Annotated in this window: 17 protein-coding genes; 3 read left to right on the forward strand and 14 right to left on the reverse strand. The window is 67.1% G+C overall.

The window, feature by feature from the left end; translation table 11 throughout:
* Positions 1–24 precede the first annotated feature (24 nt).
* The 4 genes from rfbC to rfbB are packed head-to-tail and all read right to left on the reverse strand — an operon-like array spanning position 25 to position 3,473.
* Positions 25–576: a dTDP-4-dehydrorhamnose 3,5-epimerase gene (gene rfbC / locus AC3FMM_RS12950; protein ID WP_488686782.1), complete on the reverse strand. Its 552-nt coding sequence runs from the start codon at positions 574–576 to the stop codon at positions 25–27.
* Positions 573–1,454 carry a glucose-1-phosphate thymidylyltransferase RfbA gene (gene rfbA / locus AC3FMM_RS12955; protein WP_488686783.1) on the reverse strand — a complete coding sequence of 294 codons (882 nt, stop codon included), beginning with the start codon at positions 1,452–1,454 and terminating at the stop codon, positions 573–575. The genes rfbC and rfbA overlap by 4 nt, the downstream gene beginning before the upstream one ends.
* A gap of 2 nt (positions 1,455–1,456) precedes the next feature.
* Entirely contained in the window at positions 1,457–2,419 is a 963-nt protein-coding gene (gene rfbD, locus AC3FMM_RS12960; protein ID WP_488686784.1) for a dTDP-4-dehydrorhamnose reductase, read from the reverse strand.
* Positions 2,409–3,473, reverse strand: coding sequence for a dTDP-glucose 4,6-dehydratase (rfbB, locus tag AC3FMM_RS12965; RefSeq protein ID WP_488686785.1), 1,065 nt, complete (start codon positions 3,471–3,473; stop codon positions 2,409–2,411). Before rfbB ends, rfbD begins: the two co-directional genes overlap by 11 nt.
* 231 nt (positions 3,474–3,704) lie before the next feature.
* Between rfbB and AC3FMM_RS12970 the strand changes: the two genes are divergently transcribed.
* Positions 3,705–4,553 carry a symmetrical bis(5'-nucleosyl)-tetraphosphatase gene (locus AC3FMM_RS12970; protein ID WP_115710523.1) on the forward strand — a complete coding sequence of 283 codons (849 nt, stop codon included), beginning with the start codon at positions 3,705–3,707 and terminating at the stop codon, positions 4,551–4,553.
* 35 nt (positions 4,554–4,588) lie between these two features.
* On the opposite strand, the gene AC3FMM_RS12975 is transcribed toward AC3FMM_RS12970, so the two are convergent.
* From AC3FMM_RS12975 to AC3FMM_RS13005, 7 genes are all read right to left on the reverse strand, one after another.
* Positions 4,589–5,422 carry a lysophospholipid acyltransferase family protein gene (locus AC3FMM_RS12975; protein WP_488686786.1) on the reverse strand — a complete coding sequence of 278 codons (834 nt, stop codon included), beginning with the start codon at positions 5,420–5,422 and terminating at the stop codon, positions 4,589–4,591.
* The gene (locus tag AC3FMM_RS12980) at positions 5,419–6,702 is read right to left on the reverse strand and encodes a dihydroorotase (RefSeq protein ID WP_115710527.1); all 1,284 of its coding nucleotides are present in this window, start codon (positions 6,700–6,702) and stop codon (positions 5,419–5,421) included. The genes AC3FMM_RS12975 and AC3FMM_RS12980 overlap by 4 nt, the downstream gene beginning before the upstream one ends.
* A gap of 71 nt (positions 6,703–6,773) precedes the next feature.
* On the reverse strand, positions 6,774–7,745 hold the full coding sequence (locus AC3FMM_RS12985) for an aspartate carbamoyltransferase catalytic subunit (RefSeq protein ID WP_115704367.1): 972 nt from the start codon (positions 7,743–7,745) through the stop codon (positions 6,774–6,776).
* A 112-nt stretch (positions 7,746–7,857) separates the two neighbouring features.
* Positions 7,858–8,394: a bifunctional pyr operon transcriptional regulator/uracil phosphoribosyltransferase PyrR gene (gene pyrR / locus AC3FMM_RS12990; RefSeq protein ID WP_115680931.1), complete on the reverse strand. Its 537-nt coding sequence runs from the start codon at positions 8,392–8,394 to the stop codon at positions 7,858–7,860.
* Complete coding sequence (gene ruvX, locus AC3FMM_RS12995; protein WP_010813827.1) at positions 8,391–8,816, reverse strand: Holliday junction resolvase RuvX; 426 nt, start codon at positions 8,814–8,816, stop codon at positions 8,391–8,393. The genes pyrR and ruvX overlap by 4 nt, the downstream gene beginning before the upstream one ends.
* A complete protein-coding gene (locus tag AC3FMM_RS13000; protein WP_025583981.1) occupies positions 8,809–9,381 on the reverse strand; it encodes a YqgE/AlgH family protein in 573 nt (190 codons plus the stop codon). The genes ruvX and AC3FMM_RS13000 overlap by 8 nt, the downstream gene beginning before the upstream one ends.
* 102 nt (positions 9,382–9,483) lie before the next feature.
* Entirely contained in the window at positions 9,484–10,191 is a 708-nt protein-coding gene (locus AC3FMM_RS13005; RefSeq protein ID WP_115710529.1) for a pseudouridine synthase, read from the reverse strand.
* Between the two features lie 137 nt (positions 10,192–10,328).
* Here AC3FMM_RS13005 and AC3FMM_RS13010 point away from each other — a divergent pair, with 137 nt between their 5' ends.
* Entirely contained in the window at positions 10,329–11,888 is a 1,560-nt protein-coding gene (locus AC3FMM_RS13010) for a cryptochrome/photolyase family protein (RefSeq protein ID WP_488686787.1), read from the forward strand.
* A gap of 21 nt (positions 11,889–11,909) precedes the next feature.
* Here AC3FMM_RS13010 and AC3FMM_RS13015 read toward each other — a convergent pair whose 3' ends face one another.
* From AC3FMM_RS13015 to hemC, 3 genes are read right to left on the reverse strand one after another with little or no spacing between them, the layout of a single operon-like run.
* A complete protein-coding gene (locus AC3FMM_RS13015) occupies positions 11,910–13,100 on the reverse strand; it encodes a heme biosynthesis protein HemY (protein ID WP_115680934.1) in 1,191 nt (396 codons plus the stop codon).
* Between the two features lie 4 nt (positions 13,101–13,104).
* Positions 13,105–15,255: a fused uroporphyrinogen-III synthase HemD/membrane protein HemX gene (hemDX, locus tag AC3FMM_RS13020; protein ID WP_488686788.1), complete on the reverse strand. Its 2,151-nt coding sequence runs from the start codon at positions 15,253–15,255 to the stop codon at positions 13,105–13,107.
* 9 nt (positions 15,256–15,264) lie between these two features.
* Positions 15,265–16,275 carry a hydroxymethylbilane synthase gene (gene hemC, locus AC3FMM_RS13025; protein WP_488686789.1) on the reverse strand — a complete coding sequence of 337 codons (1,011 nt, stop codon included), beginning with the start codon at positions 16,273–16,275 and terminating at the stop codon, positions 15,265–15,267.
* Between the two features lie 74 nt (positions 16,276–16,349).
* Here hemC and ppc point away from each other — a divergent pair, with 74 nt between their 5' ends.
* Entirely contained in the window at positions 16,350–19,394 is a 3,045-nt protein-coding gene (gene ppc, locus AC3FMM_RS13030) for a phosphoenolpyruvate carboxylase (protein WP_115710535.1), read from the forward strand.
* Positions 19,395–19,444 lie beyond the last annotated feature (50 nt).

Raw genomic sequence — 19,444 nt, forward strand, 5'->3', positions numbered from 1 at the left:
CCAGGAATTCAGATATCTATTTGATCATTCAAACAATTCAGCAACTGCGAAAGCCGGCGCGTCCTCATCCTTCTTCGAGAGTACTGGCACTCCGTCGATTGGCCAGGTGATGGCCAGTGCAGGGTCGTCCCAGCGCAGCGACCGCTCGAACTGCGGGGCATAGTAGTCGGTGGTCTTGTAGAGGAACTCCGCGCTCTCCGACAACACCACAAAGCCATGCGCGAAGCCTTCGGGCACCCATAGCTGGCGCTTGTTATCAGCCGAGAGTTCCACGCCCACCCACTTGCCGAAATTCGGCGAACTCCGGCGGATATCCACCGCCACGTCGAACACCGTACCCGCTACCACGCGCACTAGCTTCCCTTGCGGCTGCTGGATCTGGTAGTGCAACCCACGCAGGACATTTTTCGCCGACCGAGAATGATTGTCCTGTACGAAGTCCCGCTTCAGCCCCGTGGCGTCTTCAAACTGGCGCGCATTGAAGCTTTCAAAGAAAAAGCCCCTATCGTCACCAAAAACCCTCGGCTCGAGGATAAGCACCTCGGGCAAGGCCGTCTTGACAATATTCATGCTCATGCAATCGACTCCTTCAATACCTGCTGCAGGTATTGGCCATAACCGTTCTTTGCCAGTTCCGATGCAATCTTCTGCATCGTATCCGCCGAAATCCACTGGTTGCGGAAGGCAATCTCTTCCGGACACGCCACCATCAGCCCCTGCCGCTTCTGCAGCGTCGCGATGAATGTAGCCGCCTCCTGCAGCGAATCGTGAGTACCGGTGTCCAGCCAGGCATAGCCGCGACCCATGATCTCGACTTCCAGTTGGCCGGCGTCCAGGTAGCGCTTGTTCACATCCGTGATTTCAAGTTCGCCGCGGGCCGAAGGCTTGATATCCGCCGCGATATCGCAGACCTGATTGTCGTAGAAATAGAGGCCTGTCACGGCATAATTTGAGCGAGGCTGCGCCGGCTTCTCTTCCAGCGACAACGCGCGGAAACTTTCATCGAACTCGACAACCCCATAACGCTCCGGATCGTGCACATGATAGGCAAAGACCGTGGCACCCGCCTCACGCGACGCCGCGCGCTGCAGTTGTTTGGCAAGGTCGTGACCGTGGAAAATGTTGTCGCCAAGAATCAGCGCCGCGGGATCCGAGCCGACAAAGGACTTACCGATAATGAAAGCCTGGGCCAGCCCATCCGGTGAAGGTTGCACCGCATACTCGATGTTAAGGCCCCACTGACTGCCATCACCCAGCATTTCGGTAAAGCGCGGCGTGTCCTGCGGCGTTGAAATCACCAGAATGTCACGAATACCGGCGAGCATCAGCGTGCTCAGCGGGTAATAGATCATCGGCTTGTCGTAAACGGGAAGCAACTGCTTGGACACCGATCGCGTGATCGGATACAGGCGGGTGCCAGAGCCACCAGCCAGAATTATGCCTTTACGTTTCATGTCTACTCTTTAGAGGTCTTGCAGGCATCTGTTACCAATGCGAACTCCGCAATATCGATGAATTCGCGCAAGGTGCGCTCCACGTCGCGGTGCCAATCGGGTAGCGCAAGGCCAAAACCATCCCGCAACTTTGACGTATCGAGACGAGAGTTCGCGGGCCTTGGTGCCGGGCTGCCGTATTCCTCGGCAGTTATCGCGCGGATATTGTCGGCGCTAAGTGACAAGGGCACGCCATTGTCCGTGAGATACCGGACAATCAGTTTTGCATACTCGCACCAGTTGGTCTCACCCAGCGCTGCGAGGTGATAAACCCCTGGAACGAAGTCCTGCTCCGCGCGGTTCAGGTACCGGCCTACGGCAACAGCCGTGATGTCCGCAACCAGCGAGGCCGGGGTTGGGGCACCCCACTGATCGGACACCACGCTCAGCGATTCGCGAGTCGTAGCGGCACGAACGATGCTCTTTAGGAAATTGCCGCCATGCAAGCCGTAGACCCAGCTCGTACGGAAAATCAGGTGGTTCGCCGTCGCAGCCTGCACCATTCGCTCACCGCCCAGCTTCGACTTGCCATAAGCGGACAACGGATTGGGCACGTCGGTCTCCACGTATGCACCGGCCTTCAAGCCGTCGAAAACGTAGTCAGTCGAATAGTGGACGACCAGCGCTCCCAGATTCGCGGCTTCTTCTGCCAGAATCCCCGGCGCAACCACATTGACCGCATTGGCCAGGTCGATCTCGCGCTCCGCGAGGTCGACCGCGGTGTAGGCGGCGGCATTGACGATGATGTCCGGGCGGGCTGTCCTGACAGCACCTCGCACACTGTCGGCATCGGTCAGATCGCATTGACGGCGGTCCACGGCCACCACGGTACCGTGCAGCGCGAGGCTGCGTGTCAGCTCAAAACCCAGTTGACCATTGGCGCCGATGAGCAGGATCCTTGGGAACATGCCGTACTCAAGCGGCATATTGCTTCGCCACCCAGTTCCGATACTCCCCCGACATCACGTCCTGCACCCAAGCCTGGTTATCCAGATACCACTGGACCGTCTTGCGCAGGCCGCTTTCAAACGTCTCGGCCGGCTTCCAGCCCAGTTCGCGTTCCAGCTTGCGCGCATCGATCGCATAGCGGCGATCATGCCCGGGGCGATCCTTGACGAAGGTGATCTGGTCGCGGTACGAGCCGGTAGCCTTGGGCGACAGTTCGTCAAGCAGGTCGCACAAGGTGTGCACGACGTCCAGGTTGGTCTTCTCGTTCCAGCCGCCCACGTTATAGGTTTCGCCCAGTCGGCCGCGTGCCAGCACCTCGCGGATGGCCGAGCAGTGGTCGCGCACATACAGCCAGTCACGCACGTTCTTCCCGTCGCCATAGATGGGCAGCGGCTTGCCGGCGAGGGCGTTGGCGATCACCAGTGGGATCAGCTTTTCCGGGAAATGATACGGCCCGTAGTTGTTCGAGCAGTTCGTCGTCAGAACCGGCAAGCCGTAGGTATGGTGATACGCGCGCACCAGGTGGTCCGATGCGGCCTTCGACGCCGAGTACGGGCTGTTCGGTGCGTATGGGGTGGTTTCCGAGAACTGCGGATCGGTTTCGCTCAACGAGCCGAACACCTCGTCGGTTGACACATGCAGGAAGCGGAATTCGGACTTCGCGGGCTCTTGCAGCCCGCTCCAGTAAGCGCGCGCGGCCTCAAGCAGCGTAAACGTGCCAACGATATTGGTCTGGATGAACTCGCCGGGCCCATGGATGGACCGGTCAACATGGCTCTCGGCGGCGAAGTGCACCACGGCACGCGGCTGGTAGGTGGCGAAGAGCTGGTCCAGTGCGGCACGGTCGCAGATATCGGTTTGCGAAAACACGTGGCGGGGGTCGTCCTCGACCGATGCGAGGGTCTTCCGATTGCCCGCATAAGTGAGCTTGTCGACGTTGACGACCCCATCCGCCGACTTATCGCCCAGCCATGCCAGAACGAAATTGGCGCCAATGAACCCAGCGCCCCCAGTGACCAAAATATGGGACAAAACTTGCTCCTTGCCTCGATATGTTTCGATGGCCCGACAAAAGCCGAGCGCCCACCTTGTCCTCTTCCGGGACGGCGGGGCGTTAAGTGCCTGCAGAAGTGGCGGTATTCTATCTGACTGAATGCACCAGCTTACGGGCTGCCTCCCACTTTTTGTTGCCTCATGTAACCGTGCCACGGTATATCGGTCACAAAACTACAAATAGAAGCGAATTTATTCTGACTGGACCCGATGCCCGACCATAACGTTACCCATACATCACTTTACGCAATCGGTGACCTGCAAGGCTGCGCACCCTCCCTGGACGCCTTGCTGGCTCGCCTGCCGGCGCAACCCGCGGTGCGCCTTGTCGGCGACCTCGTCAACCGGGGCCCTGCCTCTCTTCAAACCCTGCGCACCATCCGCGCCATGGGCGAGCGCGCGGAAACCGTCCTCGGCAACCACGACATCCACCTTCTGGCCGTAGCGTCCGGTGTCCGAAAAAAAGGCCGCCACGACACGGTGGATGACATCTTGGCCGCCCCCGACCGTGACGACCTGCTCACCTGGCTGCGCCACCGCCCTCTGGCCCTGCTGGATAACAACTTCCTGCTGGTCCACGCAGGCGTCCTGCCCCAATGGACCGCTGCACAGGTAATCGACCTCGCCCACGAAGTCGAAGAACAACTCCAGGGCCCCAACTGGCAAGGCTTCCTCGCCGACATCTTTGGCAACACGCCGGATCGCTGGCACGACGGCCTGCGCGGCATCGACCGTCTCCGCGTGGTGGTGAATGCCCTCACCCGCCTGCGCTACTGCACGATCGACGGGGTGATGGACTTCAAGACCAAGGATGGCCCGGGCAAGGCGCCGGACGGCTTCATGCCATGGTTCGACGTGCCGGGGAGGCGCACCCAGGAGGTGACGGTGGTCTGCGGGCACTGGTCGACGCTGGGCCTGGTCATGCGCCCGAACCTGATGGCGCTGGATACGGGTTGCGTCTGGGGTGGCAAGCTGACGGCGGCGCGCCTGGCGCCGGAACCCGCCAAGCGAACCGTGATCCAGGTGGATTGCCCGCAATATTGCGATCCGCTGGCGTGACTCGCTATCCCGCGTTGGCGGGGACGACAGGACGACTAGCCGATGGCAGCGGGCGCGGGTGGGGGTGCGCTGCCGGGCTCGGGCGGTTGGTTCAGGCGTTGGGCTGCCGTGGCGGCGTGCTCGGCGGCACCCTGGCTGAGATGGGCGACGACTTCCCTTGCAGAAGCCGCCAGTTCGCGGCGGTCGCCCGAGGCCTGCACCAGCGCCGGCCCGAGCACCAGCCGCGCCTTGATCCGCGGCGCACGCAAGACCGCCTCCAGCGATTGCAGCAGCGTGGTGTCGCCGATATAGGCGGCGGCCAGCGTCGGCTGGCCGGTGGCAGCATCGAGGTAGTTCAGGCCCAATGGCTGCACCGGCAGCCCGCCTGAGATCGGCGCCTGCATCAGGTTGGCATGGAACGGCAGCACGCTGGTCCCATCCGTCGTCGTCCCTTCCGGAAACACCCCGACCAGGTCCCCCTGCAGCATCACATCCGTAATGTCATGCAACACGCGGTGCGCGTCACGCTTGCGCGCCCGTTCGATAAAGATGGTGCCGGTCTTGTCGCACAGCCACCCGATCAGCGGCCAGTTGCGAATCTCGGATTTGGCGACGAAGCGCACCGGCTGCCAGCTGTGGATGACGTAGATGTCCAGCCACGAGATGTGGTTGGACACCACCATCGCGCCCTGCCGCGCCGCGCCGGTGTGCGCGGCGCCGGTGGCGTCGACCACCTCCACTTCCACCCCGCAGATCCGCAGCAGGCGGCGCGACCAGCGCCGGATATGCCATGCGCGCGAGCGCACGCCCAGCCATGGGAACAGCAAGGCGCAGGTCAGCAACCCGCGCAGCAGGTGCAGGACCAGTGCGGTCTTGCGCAGCCAGATCATGCCTGGGCGTGGTTGCCGTAGACGACTTGCCCGCTGACCAGGGTCATGCGGACCTTGCCTTCCATTTCGTAGCCGAGCCACGGCGAGTTCTTGCCCTGGCTCTTGAGTGAGCGGCGCTCGACCTTCCACACCTGCCTGGGATCGAACACGCACACGTCGGCGGCGCTGCCGACGGCGAGGGTGCCGGCCTTGAGGCCGATCACGCGAGCGGGCTCGGCTGTGATGCGGGCCAGCGCCTGCGCCAGCGGGACCTTGTGCTCGCTGGCCCAGCGCAGGGTCAGCGGCAGCAGCAGTTCCAGGCCGGTTGCGCCCGGCGAGGCCTCGGCGAAGGGCAGCAGCTTTTCGTCATCGTCGACCGGCGTGTGGTCCGAGCACAGCGCGTCGATGGTGCCGTCGGCGAGCGCGGCGACGATGGCGTCGCGGTCGCGCGGGCTGCGCAGCGGCGGCGAGAAGCGCATCTGCGAATTGAAGTAGCCGATATCCATGTCGGTCAGCGAGACGTGGTGGATATTGACGTCGCAGGTCACCTTCAGGCCTTCGCGCTTGGCCTGGCGCACCAGTTCCAGCCCGGCGGCGGACGACAGCCGGCACAGGTGAACGCGCGCGCCGGTGCTGCGCATCAGTTCGAAGATGGTGTGCAGACGCACGGTCTCGGCGATCACCGACACGCCCGACAGGCCCAGGCGCGACGCCACCGCGCCACTGGCGGCGACGCCGCCTCCGAGGAACGGGTCTTCCGGGCGCAGCCACACGGTGAAGCCGAAGGTCTGCGCGTACTGCAGCGCGCGCAGCAGCACCTGGGTGTTGCGCACCGGCGCCTCGGCCTGGCTGAAGCCGACGCAGCCGGCCTCGGTCAGCTGGCCCATCTCGGTCAGGGTCTCGCCCTTCAGGCCCAGCGTCAGCGCGCCCAGCGGGTAGACGTGGGTCTGGTTCAGCGTACGGGCGCGGAACTTCAGCATTTCGACCAGGCCGGGCTCGTCGAGCACCGGGTCGGTGTCGGGCGGGCAGACCAGGCTGGTCACGCCGCCCGCGGTGGCGGCCGCGACCTCGGATTCGAGCGTGGCCTTGTATTCGTAGCCGGGCTCGCGCAGGCGCGCGGACAGGTCGACCAGGCCCGGGCACACGATCAGCCCCTTGGCGTCGATGACCTTGTTGGCGGTGAAGTCTGCCGGGGCGCTGCCGACGCCGACGATCTTGCCGGCGGCGATATAGAGGTCCTGCGCGGCGTCGGTGTTGCTGGCCGGATCGATCAGGCGGCCACCCTGGATGTGAATCTTCATAGCTTGGCTTGTCGTGTCGCTGGGCTGGTTCGGTGTGTTCTGGCTGGCGTGCGGGGTCGGGCTGGCCGGCATCAGTCGTTGTTCCCGGCAACGATGCCCATCACCGCCATGCGCACGGCGATGCCGAAGGTCACCTGGTTCAGGATCACGGACTGAGAGCCATCGGCCACGGCGGAGTCGATCTCGACGCCGCGGTTCATCGGCCCCGGGTGCATCACGATGGCGTCGGGCCTGGCCAGCGCCAGGCGCTCCGGCGTCAGGCCGTAGGCCTTGAAGTATTCCTGCGCCGAGGGCAGCAGCGCGCCGCTCATGCGCTCGTTCTGCAGCCGCAGCATGATGACCACGTCGACGCCCTTGAGGCCCTCTTCCATGTTGTGGAACACGCGCACGCCCATCTGCTCCAGCCCGGACGGCAGCAGCGTGCGCGGGCCGATGGCGCGCACTTCGGGCACGCCCAGCGTGGTCAGCGCATGGATGTCGGAGCGCGCCACGCGCGAGTGCAGGATGTCGCCGACGATGGCCACCGTCAGGTTGGTGAAGTCCTTCTTGAAATGCCGGATGGTGTACATGTCCAGCAGGCCCTGCGTCGGGTGGGCATGGCGGCCGTCGCCGGCGTTGATCACGTGCACGTGCGGCGCGACGTGCTCGGCGATCAGGTAAGGCGCGCCCGAGCTGGCATGGCGCACCACGAACATGTCGGCGGACATCGCCGACAGGTTGTTGATGGTGTCCAGCAGCGACTCGCCCTTGCTGGTCGACGACGCGTTGATGTTCAGGTTCAGCACGTCCGCCGACAGCCGCTTGGCGGCGATCTCGAAGGTGGTGCGGGTGCGGGTGGAGTTCTCGAAGAACAGGTTGAACACGCTCTTGCCGCGCAGCAGCGGCACCTTCTTGACATCGCGGTCGGAGTCGGACAGCGAGACAAACTGGCTGGCGGTGTCGAGGATGTGCGTGATCATGTCACGCGACAACCCCTCGATCGACAGCAGGTGCTTCAGTTCGCCGTTCTTGGTGAGCTGCGGGTTGCGGAACGTCTTGGTCATGGCTGGTCGGGCGCGGGCAAAAAACGGGGAGGTGGTCTGGTCTCGGGGCTGGCTTTCGGGCTTTCCGGCTTTCCGGCGTTCGGGCGCGCCGGGCGCGCCCCTCGGTGCCGGTTCAGCCGGTGGCGGAATCGGTGGGTTCGGTGGCGAAGGTGAATTGCGCGGCGGCGCCTTCGCCCTGGCGCGACAGCACCAGGGTCGTGCCGGGCGGCAGCGCCATCTCGCCGGCGCACAGGTCGGCGGCGATCGGCAGCTGGCGCCCGCCGCGGTCCACCAGCACGCCCAGCGCCACGCGCGCGGGGCGGCCGTAGTCGAACAGCTCGTTGACGGCGGCACGGATGGTGCGGCCGGTGGCCAGCACGTCGTCGATCAGCAGGATGTTGCGCTCGTCCACGGCAAACGGCAGCGTGGTTGGCTGGGCCTGGCTATGCAGGCCCTTCTTGGCATAGTCGTCGCGATGGAAGGCGACGTTGATCACGCCGTGCTCGGGCAACTGCAGGTCCGCCGCCAGGCGCGCGGCGATCCATGCGCCGCCGGAATGGATGCCGGCCACCGACCAGCGCGCGCGCTCGGCCTCGGGGATCAGTGCCTGCGCCTGCTCCAGCAGCTTGCGGTACAGCGACTCGGCGTCGGGAACGGAAATCTGCGTCATAGCGGGAATTGGTCGAAGTACTGTTGCAGGATGATGCGGGCGGCCTCGGCATCGAGTTCGCCGCGGCGGGCGCCGGCCATCGACGCGGCGCGCGAGGTATAGCGCTCGTCCACCCATTCCACCGGCAGGCCGAAGCGGCCGTTGAGCTGGTTGCCGAAGCGCCGCGCCAGCTTCATCGACGGCTGCTCGCCGCCTTCGGGGTTGACCGGCATGCCGACGATCAGCTGCACCGGGTTCCACTCCTGGATTAGCGCGGCCACGGCCTCGAAGCGGCCTTCGACGGTGATATTGGGAAGAATGGTCAGGGCCCGCGCCTCGCGCGTGATGAAGTTGCCCAGCGCAACGCCGATCTTTTTTTCGCCGTAGTCGAATGCCAGGACCGTGCCGTCGCGGGGCAGTTCACGCCCCACGGCATCAGGCATGCCCGGCCTCGCCGGACAGCATGGTGAAGTCGATGCCGAGCAGCCGGATGGCGGCTGCAAAGCGCTCGTCGGGCGGCACGCTGAAGATGATTTCGGGATCGGCCTGGACCGTGAGCCAGCCGTTGCGGCTGAGTTCTTCCTCGAGCTGGCCGGCGCCCCAGCCGGAATAGCCCAGCGTCAGCAGGAAGCGGTGCGGGCCGCTGCCATTGGCCACGGCTTCCAGCACGTCCTTGGAGGTGGTCATCTCCAGTCCGCCGGGCACCGCCAGCGACGAGACATAGACGCCGACCGGGTCGTGCAGCACGAAACCGCGCTCGGTCTGCACCGGGCCGCCGAAGTAGACCGGCTGGTGCGCCACAGGCTGGATCTCGAGCTTGAGGTCGATCTTGTCGAACAGCGTGGCCATGTCGATGTCGATGGGCCGGTTGATCACCAGCCCGAGCGCGCCACGCTCGTTGTGTTCGCAGATGTAGACGACGGAACCCGAAAAGGTCGGATCGGCCATGCCGGGCATGGCAATCAGGAACTGATTGGTCAGATTGATGGGTGCTTCGGGCTTCGCCATGCCTTGCATTTTATCAAATCGCCGGGGGTCTTCCGGAAAAGATTGGCGGACGTTCCAGTGCAGCAAGGGGCGCTCCGCCACGCGCGGTGACCGCGGGCCGGATTACGCCTTGCCGGTCAGCGCGGCCAGTTCCTGGGCCGTCAGCCAGCGCCACTCGCCTTCGGCCAGCGCCGGATCCAGCTGCAGGCTACCGATGGCGCTGCGATGCAGCGCGTCGACGTGGTTGCCCGCGGCCGCGACCATGCGCTTGACCTGATGGTACTTGCCTTGCACCAGCGTCAGCCGCAGGCTGCGTTCGCCGGTGATCTCGCAGGCTTCCGCCGCGATCGGCGCCGGTTCGTCCAGCAGCTGCACGCCGCTGCGCAGCGCCTCGGCCTGGGCCGGCGTGACCGGCTCGGCGGTGGTCACTTCATAGATCTTGGGCACCTTGCGCTTGGGCGAGGTCTGGGCGTGGATGAACTGGCCGTCGTCGGTCAGCAGCAGCAGTCCGGTGGTGTCGTGGTCGAGCCGCCCCACCGCCTGCACCTCGCGCTGGCGCAGCGGCACCGGCAGCAGGTTGTAGACGCTGGGGTGATGGCGCGGGCGCTGCGAGCATTCATAGCCGGCGGGCTTGTTCAGCATCAGGTAGGCCTTGGTGCAGGCCAGCCACTCCTCGCCGTCGACGGTCAGGCGCAGGCCGTCCACGTCGAACTGCGCGCGCGGGTCTTCGCACAGTTCGCCGTTGACCTCGACCAGCCCGGCGGCGATCAGGTCGCCGCAGTACCGGCGCGTGCCAAAGCCCTGGGATTGAAGAATTCGGTCGAGAGTCATGAGCTTCTGTAGAGAATGGGATGGCGGCATGGCGGCCGGCGGCCGGCTCCTGTACCGCTATGTTAGGGTATCGGCGCGATCGATCCGGCGTTGCACGAGGTTCAGCGCCGGCAAACCCGTCAGACAGGCAAGCGAACATGCAGGCAGCAGCCACCCCGGCTACGTCCCGGCCACCGTACCGGATCGGCAAGACCTTTGCGCGCGGACTGGTCTGGTTCCGGCGCGACCTGCGCGCCACCGATCACGCGGCGCTGCATTATGCCTTGCGGCACTGCGCGCAGGTGTGGTGCGTGTTCGTGTTCGACCGCGACATCCTTGAGCCGCTGCTCGCACGCGGGCTGCGGGCCGACCGGCGGGTCGAGTTCATCCGTGAATCACTGGTGGAACTCGCCGGGACACTGGCCGCGGCCGGCGGCGGCCTGATCGTACTGCACGACCGCGCGCGGACCGCCATCCCGGCGCTGGCGCGCGCACTGGAAGTGGAGGCGGTCTTCGCCAACCACGACTACGAGCCCGCTGCCAATGCCCGCGACGAAGCGGTGCGCCAGGCGCTGTCGGAACAGTCCTGCGCGCTCTTTACCTTCAAGGACCAGGCGGTGTTCGAGCGCGACGAGATCCTGAACGGCCAGGGCAAGCCGTTTTCGGTGTTCACGCCGTACAAGAACGCCTGGCTCAGGAGCGTGGAGCCGTTCGACCTGCGCCCTTATCCCGTCGAACCGTACCTGCCGGCGCTGGCGCCGGTGCCCGCCGCGTACCGCCAGCCGGTGCCGACGCTCGCGCAGCTCGGCTTTGGTGCCAGCAACCTTGCCGAGATCGCAATGCCCACCGGCGCATCGGGTGCCCAGGCCTTGTTCGAGGAATTCAGCGGGCGCATGGGCGACTACGGCCGGCGGCGCGACTACCCTTCCCTGCGCGGCCCCAGCTACCTGTCGGTGCACCTGCGCTTCGGCACCATCTCGATCCGCACGCTGGCGCGCACGGCGCACGCCGTCATGCTGCGCGGCGGCGCCGACAGCGCGGGCGCGGCGGTGTGGCTGTCGGAACTGATCTGGCGCGATTTCTACTTCATGATCCTGCATCACCATCCGCGTGTGGCCGCCGGCGCGTCGTTCCAGCCAGCCTATGACGCCATCCGCTGGCAGGACGGCGACACCGGCGAGCGCTATTTCCGCGCCTGGCGCGACGCCGCCACCGGCTATCCGCTGATCGACGCGGCGATGCTGCAGATCCGGCAAAGCGGCTATATGCACAACCGCCTGCGCATGGTCACGGCCAGCTTCCTGGTCAAGGACCTGGGCGTCGACTGGCGCCGCGGCGAGCAGTATTTTGCCGACCAGCTCAATGATTTCGACCTGGCCGCCAACAACGGCGGCTGGCAATGGGCCGCGTCCACCGGCTGCGATGCGCAGCCGTGGTTCCGCATCTTCAATCCGGTGACGCAGTCGCAGAAGTTCGATCCGCAGGGCCGCTTTATCCGCAAATATCTGCCGCAACTGGCGGCGTTACCGGACAAGTACGTGCACGTGCCGTGGACCGCCCCGGAAGCCGTGCTGGCCGAGGCCGGCGTGCGGCTGGGCGACAACTACCCGCGCCCGCTGGTGCAGCACGACGTGGCGCGCCAGCAAACGCTGCGGCGCTATGAAGTGGTGAAGCAGGTGGTGAAGCCGGAGGTGAAGGGCGCCGGCGCGGAGGACTGAACGCGCCGGCCGCCGTGCCGCTCAGGCGGCCAGCATCGCGCTTTCGCGATAGTGGCGCTGCGCGTCTTCGAAGCGCTCGGTTTCCTCGAACAGCCGCGCCAGCGCCAGGTGCGTGCGCACGCGCAGGCGGCGCTGCTGATCGGGGTCGGCATACTTGAGCGCGCGCTCGAAGCTGGACTGCGCCTTGCCCCACAGCTTCTCGCCCAGGCACAGCACCCCCAGCGTGTAGTACAGGTCGGCGTCCGCGGGATGCGCGGCCAGCCATTTCTCGGCCTGCTGGATCTGCGGCAGCGCATGGCCGGGCACGGCGCAATCGGCATAGCGCAGTACCAGGCGGCTGTCCCAGTTGACCTTGAGCGCGTCTTCGATGATGCGGCGGGCCTCGTTCTGGCGACCCAGCGCCGCGAAGTAGCGCGCCGCCGGCTCGGCGATGCGGGTGGCGCGGCGCTCGTCGGCGGACAGCGAGCGCCAGAACTCGGACAGCGCCTCGGCATCGTGGCGGCGCTCTTCCAGCATGGCTTCGACGGCCATCTGCTTGAGCCGCAGCGCCAGCACCGGATGCAGCGCGTTGCGCTTCTCCAGCGAGCGCGCCAGGCGCAGCACCTCGGACCAGTTCTTCAGGTGCTGGTGCGCGCGCAGCGCGATGCGCTGCACATGGATCTGGCGCGCGCCCTGCGACTGCAGCTGGGCGATGGTTTCGAGCGCGCCGTCGGCATCGCGGGCATCGACCAGCAGCTCGGCCATCGACACCAGCCGGGCCTGCTCGCGCTCGGGGTCGGTCACCTGCGCCATCCAGGCGTCGCGCCGCTCGGTTTCCTGCATGCGGTGGGCGGCGCGCGCGCCGATCAGCGCGGCGGTCTGGGCCTGGTCGTCCCACGACTGGGCTTCGCGCGCGGCGCGCTCGGCGCGGGCGAAGCGGCCGGCGAACAGGTTTTCGATCGACTCGCGCAAAGCCGCCTGGGCCTTGCTCATGCGGCTGCGCTCGCGATAGGCGGCGGCGCGGCGCGGCATCTCGGCCAGATGGCGGATGGTGGACATCACCGTCCACACCACGAAGAAGATCAGCAGCAGCAGCGCCAGCGCCAGGTTCAGCGACAGCTCGACGCGGTACGGCGGATAGAACAGCACCACATTGCTGTGGTTGAACTGCGTGAACAGGGCCAGCCCGACGGCGCCGCCGAACAGGACCGCAACCCAGAACAGAAGGCGCATGGGCTTACTCCTTCTTCAGGGCTTGCAGCGCGCCCAGGCTTTCGGCCATGGTCGGCAGCTGCACCGTGACCGCGCCGGCCTGCGCCTGGCGCAGCAGCGTCAGCACACCCTGCACGCGGCGCGACTTGGTATCGAAATAGCGGCCGATCATCGCCTGCGCCGCGGCCAGGTCGTTGCGGAACACGGGCTCGTTGCGCGACAGCAGCGCCAGGCGCGCATTGAGCAGGCGCAGCTTGACGTTCTCGCGCAGGAACCAGCCCTGGTCGCCCGAGAGCAGCAGCGCCTCGGCATCGTCGACCTTGCGGATGCGGATCACCTGCGCCAGTTCTTCGCGCAGGTAGTCCCAGAAGCGGGTGAACCAGCCCGTCCCGTTGCCGTTGGCGGCGGCCGGCGCGCTGGCGCCATTGCCACCGTTGGCGGCGGCGCCCTTACGGGCATCGGCCTCGCTGCGTTCGAGCATGCGCTCGCTCGACAGCAGCGGCAGCGCATCGACCTGGTTGATGGCTTCGTCCAGCTTGATCGCGGCGCCGGTCAGGTCGGTGTCGGGCACCGCCTTCATGCGCGCCACGTCGCGCGCGATGGCCCGGCGCAGCAGGTTGTATTGCGGCTTGTCGGCGCGCGCCAGGCGCGCGTCGGCGCTCTGCAGCGCGGCCAGCGCGACCTGCACGTTGCCGGTCAGCTGCAGCTGCTGGCCGGCGCTGGTCAGCAACTGCTGGATCTCGGCGATTTCCCAGTCGTCGCGATTACGCATCAGGTCCTGGTAGACCTGCTCCAGCGCCACCTGCTTGTCGCGGGTCTCGCCCACCTGGTTCTCCAGCGCGCCGACCTTGGCCTGCAGTTCCTTGACGGTGTCCTGCGCGTTGCGCGTCAGCACGCGCGACTCCTGCACCAGCGCGTCGTTGCTTTGCTGGCGGCGCGCCAGCTCGCCGGTCAGGTGGTCGACACGCTGCTGCAGCCACCAGAAGCCGCCGGCGGTCGCCACCACCAGCACGGCGACCAGCGCCCATAGCGCGGCGGAGCGGCGCGCGGCGGGACGGGCAGCGCCGCCGTCGCCGGCGCCTTGCGGCGGCACCGCCTGCGCGGACTGCGCCGGGTGGACAGAGGCCGCGCCAGGCGGCGGCGTAGCGGAGGAGGACGTGGTTTCTTGCGTCACGCGTTCGACCTTCGTTGACATTGCAGGGACTGCGGCAGGCGCGCTGGCGGCCGGCGGCGTTGCTTCGACCGGCTTGGCGGCCGCGGGGGCGATCGGCGCTGGCAGGCTCGATGGCGCAGGCCCGGCAGGCGCAGGACCGGCATACGCATCGGCCCACTGCAGGCACGCCGCCAGCAGGCCGGCATCGCCTGGCGCGGCACGCTGGATATGGGCGAAGCCCAGCGCCAGCGCCTGTTCGGCGATTCTCGCATGGGGCGCGATGCACTGCACCTGCCGCAGCGAAGCGTCTTCCTGGGGCGACAGATGCTGCCGTGCCAGCACGTCGAGGTTGCGCACCGCCTCGGAACTGGTTAGCAGCCAGGCATGCGGTGCGGCGCCGGGACGCAGGTTGTCGCGCACGGCCTGCCATTGCATCGCAGTCGGTTCGGGCAGCGTGCGCTGGTAGGCCTCGACGGCTTCGACCTGGGCGCCGGCCTCGCGCAGGCGGTCGCCGAGCCAGTCGCGTCCGCCGTTGCCGCGGATGATCAGCACCGGCTTGCCGGCCAGTGCGGCGGGATCGAGCTGCGCCCACAGCGCCTCGGAATCGAAGCGCAACGCCTCGGCATCGGGCACCGTATCGTCATGGCCGGCCCCGTTGGCGTTGGCACCCGCGGGCGCAATCACGCGATACGCCGGTGCGGCGATGCCGCGCTCGGCCAGCGCGGCGACGCTGGCCGGGCCGACCACTGCCACCGCGACCTGAGCCGGCCAGCGCGCCACGGCCGAGCCCTGCACGCCGGCGAGCGCGTCCAGCGCAAAGGCAATGGCATTGGGGCTGACGAACACCACCAGCGCAAACGTGTCCAGCCGCGCCAGCGCCGCGCGCAGCGGCGCGTCGTCAGCGGCCGGGCCGATCGCCAGCAGCGGGAAGCTGAGTACATCCAGACCGGCGCCCTGCAGGGCCTCGGTCAGTTGCCGGGACTGCCCGGCGGGTCGTGTCACAACGACGGTCGGGCGGGGCATCGGGCAGCCTCAGGCAGGAGATGGAGCAGCGGCGTCGCCTGAATCGGCCAGCGCGGCAAGGATCGACTCGGCGCCCTGCGCCAGCAGGTCGCTGGCGCAAGCCTGGCCTAGCGCTTCGGCGGCAGCCGGGTCGGCGGCGGGCCCCGCCGCCGCGGCGCGGATGGCACGGCTACCGTCGGGCAAGGCGACGAAGGCCTCCAGCCGCAACTGGTCACCGTCCCAGCGCGCGTGCGCCGCCAGCGGAACCTGGCAGGAGCCGCCCAGCCGGCGCGACACGGCGCGCTCGGCGGTCACGGCCAGCGCGGTCGGCTGGTGGTTCAGCGGCGCCAGCCACTCGGCCAGTTCCGGGCGGGTGGAAAGGGTCTCGATCCCAAGCGCGCCCTGCCCCGCGGCCGGCAGCGACGCCTCGACCGTGATCAGCGCGCGGATGCGATCGCCCAGCCCGAGCCGCTTCAGGCCCGCGGCGGCCAGGATGATGGCGCCATATTCGCCGCGATCGAGCTTGCCGAGCCGCGTGTCGAGGTTGCCGCGCAGCGGCTTGATCACCAGGTGCGGGTAGCGGCTGCGCAAAGCAGCTTCGCGGCGCAGGCTGGAAGTGCCGACCACGGTGCCGGGCGGCATCTCGTCCAGCGATGCATAAGCCGACGACACCAGCGCGTCGCGCGGATCTTCGCGCTCCATCACCGCCGCCAGGGTGAAGCCCGGGGGCAGCTCCATCGGCACATCCTTGAGCGAATGCACCGCGAGGTCGGCCCGGCCTTCGTCCATCGCGAACTCCAGTTCTTTGACAAACAGACCCTTGCCGCCGACTTTCGACAGCGTACGGTCTAGAATCTGGTCTCCCCGGGTGGTCATGCCAAGAATGGACACGTCGCACGCGGGATAGTATTGTTGCAATGCAGCACGCACATGTTCTGCCTGCCACAGCGCCAGACGGCTCTCTCGGGAGGCAATGACGAGCTTTTGCGGAAGGTTGCGAGACACGACAGCGGTAGCGGAAGACGGGGTGGCGGACGACATGCGTCAATGGTAGCACGCGCCCCAATCGCCCCTCCGCACCATTAGATAAGCTTAGAGAAGCAAGAGGAGATTGCATGACGCAGCATGCTGCGCGGCCCAACGGTCGGAAGACCGGCGCGGCCGCCAAGGATTCGTCCGCCGCGAAAGGTGACGCAACCGGCGCAACCAGCGCTAAACCGCCCCGCTCCGCCCCCCGCGCAGCCAAGCGTTCTACCAAGCCCACGCTTTCGATCGTGTCGAGCAACGGAACCACCATCGCCACCGCCCCCTCCCGCCGCACCGCCCGCACCGCTGACAAGGACGTGCCGCTGCGCGAGGACATCCGCTTCCTGGGCCGCCTGCTGGGCGACTGCCTGCGCGAGCAGGAAGGCGACGCCGCCTTCGAGGTGGTCGAGACCATCCGCCAGACCGCGGTGCGCTTCCGCCGCGAGAACGACCGCGCCGCCGGCGCCGAACTGGACCGGCTGCTCAAGCGCCTGTCGCGCGACCAGACCAACCAGGTGGTGCGCGCCTTCAGCTATTTCTCGCACCTGGCCAATATCGCCGAGGACCAGCACCATAACCGCCGCCGCCGCGTGCATGCGCTGGCCGGCTCGCCGCCGCAGGACGGCAGCCTGCAGCACGCGCTGGAAAAGATCGACGCCGCCGGCGTCACCGGCAAGCAGCTGCGCAAGTTCCTCGACGAGGCGCTGATCGTGCCGGTGCTGACCGCGCACCCGACCGAAGTCCAGCGCAAGAGCATCCTCGACGCCGAGCGCGAGATCGCCCGCCTGCTGGCCGAGCGCGACCTGCCGATGACCGCGCGCGAGCGCGAGCACAACACCGCGCAGCTGCGCGCCAAGGTCACCACGCTGTGGCAGACCCGCATGCTGCGCGACGCGCGCCTGACGGTGGCCGACGAGATCGAGAACGCGCTGTCGTACTACCGCACCACCTTCCTGCGCGGCATCCCGCAGCTGATGAGCGAGCTGGAAGAAGACATCGCCGCAGTGTTCCCGGGGACGCGCAAGCGCAAGGGCGCCGCTGGCGCCTCGGGCACGCAAGCCGCGCCGCTGGCGCCGTTCCTGCAGATGGGTTCCTGGATCGGTGGCGACCGCGACGGCAACCCCAACGTGACCGCCGAGACCCTGGAGCACGCCGCCAGCCAGCAGGCGCAGCTGATCCTGGACTGGTACCTGGAAGAAGTGCACGCGCTCGGCGCCGAGCTGTCGATGTCGATGCTGATGGTCGACGCCAGCCCGGAACTGCTGGCGCTGGCCGAGCGCTCGCCCGACCATTCCGAGCACCGCGCCGACGAGCCCTACCGGCGCGCGCTGATCGGTATCTACGCGCGCCTGGCCGCCACCTGCAAGGCGCTGAGCGGACATGCCGCGACCCGCCGCCCGGTGGCGCCGGCCGAGCCCTATGACAGCGCCGAGGCCTTCGGCGCCGACATCCAGGTCGTGATCGATTCGCTGCGCGCGCACCACGGCCAGGCCCTGGCCAGCCACCGCATCGATGCCCTGGCCCGCGCCATCGCCGTGTTCGGCTTCCACCTGGCCTCGGTCGACATGCGCCAGGTCTCCGACGTGCACGAGGCGGTCATCGCCGAACTGTTCGCCGCGGCCGGCATCGCCCCCGACTACGCCGCGCTGCCCGAGGCGCGCAAGCTGGAACTGCTGCTGGCCGAACTGCGCCAGCCGCGCCTGCTGACGCTGCCGTGGCACGAGTACTCGGAGCAGACCCGCAAGGAACTGGCGATCTTCGCCGCCGCGCGCGAGCTGCGTGCGCGCTATGGCAAGCGCGTCGCGCGCAATTACATCATCTCGCACACCGAAACGCTGTCGGATCTGGTCGAGGTGATGCTGCTGCAGAAGGAATCCGGCATGCTGCAGGGCACGCTCGGCAGCAAGACCGACCCGGCGCGCATGGAGCTGATGGTGATCCCGCTGTTCGAGACCATCGAGGACTTGCGCAACGCCGCCGGCATCATGCAGTCGCTGCTGGACCTGCCGGGCTTCGATGCGGTGCTCGCCCACCATGGCGTCGAGCAGGAGGTGATGCTCGGCTACTCGGATTCGAACAAGGACGGCGGCTTCCTGACTTCCACCTGGGAGCTGTACAAGGCGGAGCTGGAACTGGTGCAACTGTTCGAGCAGCGCAACGTCAAGCTGCGCCTGTTCCACGGTCGCGGCGGCACCGTCGGCCGCGGCGGCGGCCCGACCTACCAGGCCATCCTGTCGCAGCCGCCGGGCACGGTCAACGGCCAGATCCGCCTGACCGAGCAGGGCGAGATCATCAACAGCAAGTTCGCCAATGCCGAGATCGGCCGGCGCAACCTGGAAACGGTGGTCGCCGCGACGCTGGAAGCTTCGCTGCTGCCACAGCAGAACGCGCCGAAGGACCTGGATACCTTCGAGGCCGTGATGCAGCAGCTGTCGGACCGCGCCTTCACGGCCTATCGCGACCTGGTCTACGAAACCCCCGGCTTCAAGGACTACTTCTTCGCCACCACGCCGATCACCGAGATCGCCGACCTGAACCTGGGTTCGCGCCCGGCCTCGCGCAAGCTGATGGACAAGAAGAACCGCCGCATCGAAGACCTGCGCGCGATCCCGTGGGGCTTCTCGTGGGGCCAGTGCCGCCTGCTGCTGCCGGGCTGGTACGGCTTCGGCAGCGCGGTGCGCTCGCTGCTCGACAGCGCGCCGGACGACAAGGCGCGCAAGCAGGCCGTCACCACGCTGCGGCGCATGGTCAAGACCTGGCCGTTCTTCTCGACGCTGCTGTCCAACATGGACATGGTGCTGGCCAAGACCGACCTGGCCGTAGCCTCGCGCTACGCCCAGCTGTGCGACGACGCCGCGCTGCGCCGCAATGTGTTCAACCGCATCAGCAAGGAATGGCACCTGACCTGCGACATGCTGGCGCTGATCACCGGCCACCAGGAGCGGCTGGCGGACAACCCGCTGCTGGCGCGCTCGATCAAGAACCGCTTTGCGTATCTGGATCCGCTCAACCACTTGCAGGTGGAACTGCTCAAGCGCTACCGGGCCGGCAAGGATGGGGATGATATCCGCGTACGGCGCGGGATCCACCTGACTATCAATGGGGTGGCGGCGGGGTTGCGCAATACGGGTTGACAGCCCAACCCAAGCCTCGGCCAAAGAGAGCGGTTCTGGTGCTCCAAAGC

This window comes from Cupriavidus sp. 207A1, assembly GCF_057798955.1.

Bases quoted from the DNA above. Each gene is read 5' to 3' on its own strand.
- AC3FMM_RS13015 (WP_115680934.1), bottom strand. From the start codon at position 13,100: ATGCGCCTTCTGTTCTGGGTTGCGGTCCTGTTCGGCGGCGCCGTCGGG.
- AC3FMM_RS12970 (WP_115710523.1), top strand. From the start codon at position 3,705: ATGCCCGACCATAACGTTACCCATACATCACTTTACGCAATCGGTGAC.
- rfbC (WP_488686782.1), bottom strand. From the start codon at position 576: ATGAGCATGAATATTGTCAAGACGGCCTTGCCCGAGGTGCTTATCCTC.
- ruvX (WP_010813827.1), bottom strand. From the start codon at position 8,816: ATGCCTGATGCCGTGGGGCGTGAACTGCCCCGCGACGGCACGGTCCTG.
- AC3FMM_RS13005 (WP_115710529.1), bottom strand. From the start codon at position 10,191: ATGACTCTCGACCGAATTCTTCAATCCCAGGGCTTTGGCACGCGCCGG.
- AC3FMM_RS12975 (WP_488686786.1), bottom strand. From the start codon at position 5,422: ATGATCTGGCTGCGCAAGACCGCACTGGTCCTGCACCTGCTGCGCGGG.
- AC3FMM_RS13010 (WP_488686787.1), top strand. From the start codon at position 10,329: ATGCAGGCAGCAGCCACCCCGGCTACGTCCCGGCCACCGTACCGGATC.
- AC3FMM_RS13000 (WP_025583981.1), bottom strand. From the start codon at position 9,381: ATGGCGAAGCCCGAAGCACCCATCAATCTGACCAATCAGTTCCTGATT.
- pyrR (WP_115680931.1), bottom strand. From the start codon at position 8,394: ATGACGCAGATTTCCGTTCCCGACGCCGAGTCGCTGTACCGCAAGCTG.
- ppc (WP_115710535.1), top strand. From the start codon at position 16,350: ATGACGCAGCATGCTGCGCGGCCCAACGGTCGGAAGACCGGCGCGGCC.
- rfbD (WP_488686784.1), bottom strand. From the start codon at position 2,419: ATGCCGCTTGAGTACGGCATGTTCCCAAGGATCCTGCTCATCGGCGCC.
- rfbA (WP_488686783.1), bottom strand. From the start codon at position 1,454: ATGAAACGTAAAGGCATAATTCTGGCTGGTGGCTCTGGCACCCGCCTG.
- hemC (WP_488686789.1), bottom strand. From the start codon at position 16,275: ATGTCGTCCGCCACCCCGTCTTCCGCTACCGCTGTCGTGTCTCGCAAC.
- AC3FMM_RS12980 (WP_115710527.1), bottom strand. From the start codon at position 6,702: ATGAAGATTCACATCCAGGGTGGCCGCCTGATCGATCCGGCCAGCAAC.
- AC3FMM_RS12985 (WP_115704367.1), bottom strand. From the start codon at position 7,745: ATGACCAAGACGTTCCGCAACCCGCAGCTCACCAAGAACGGCGAACTG.
- hemDX (WP_488686788.1), bottom strand. From the start codon at position 15,255: ATGCCCCGCCCGACCGTCGTTGTGACACGACCCGCCGGGCAGTCCCGG.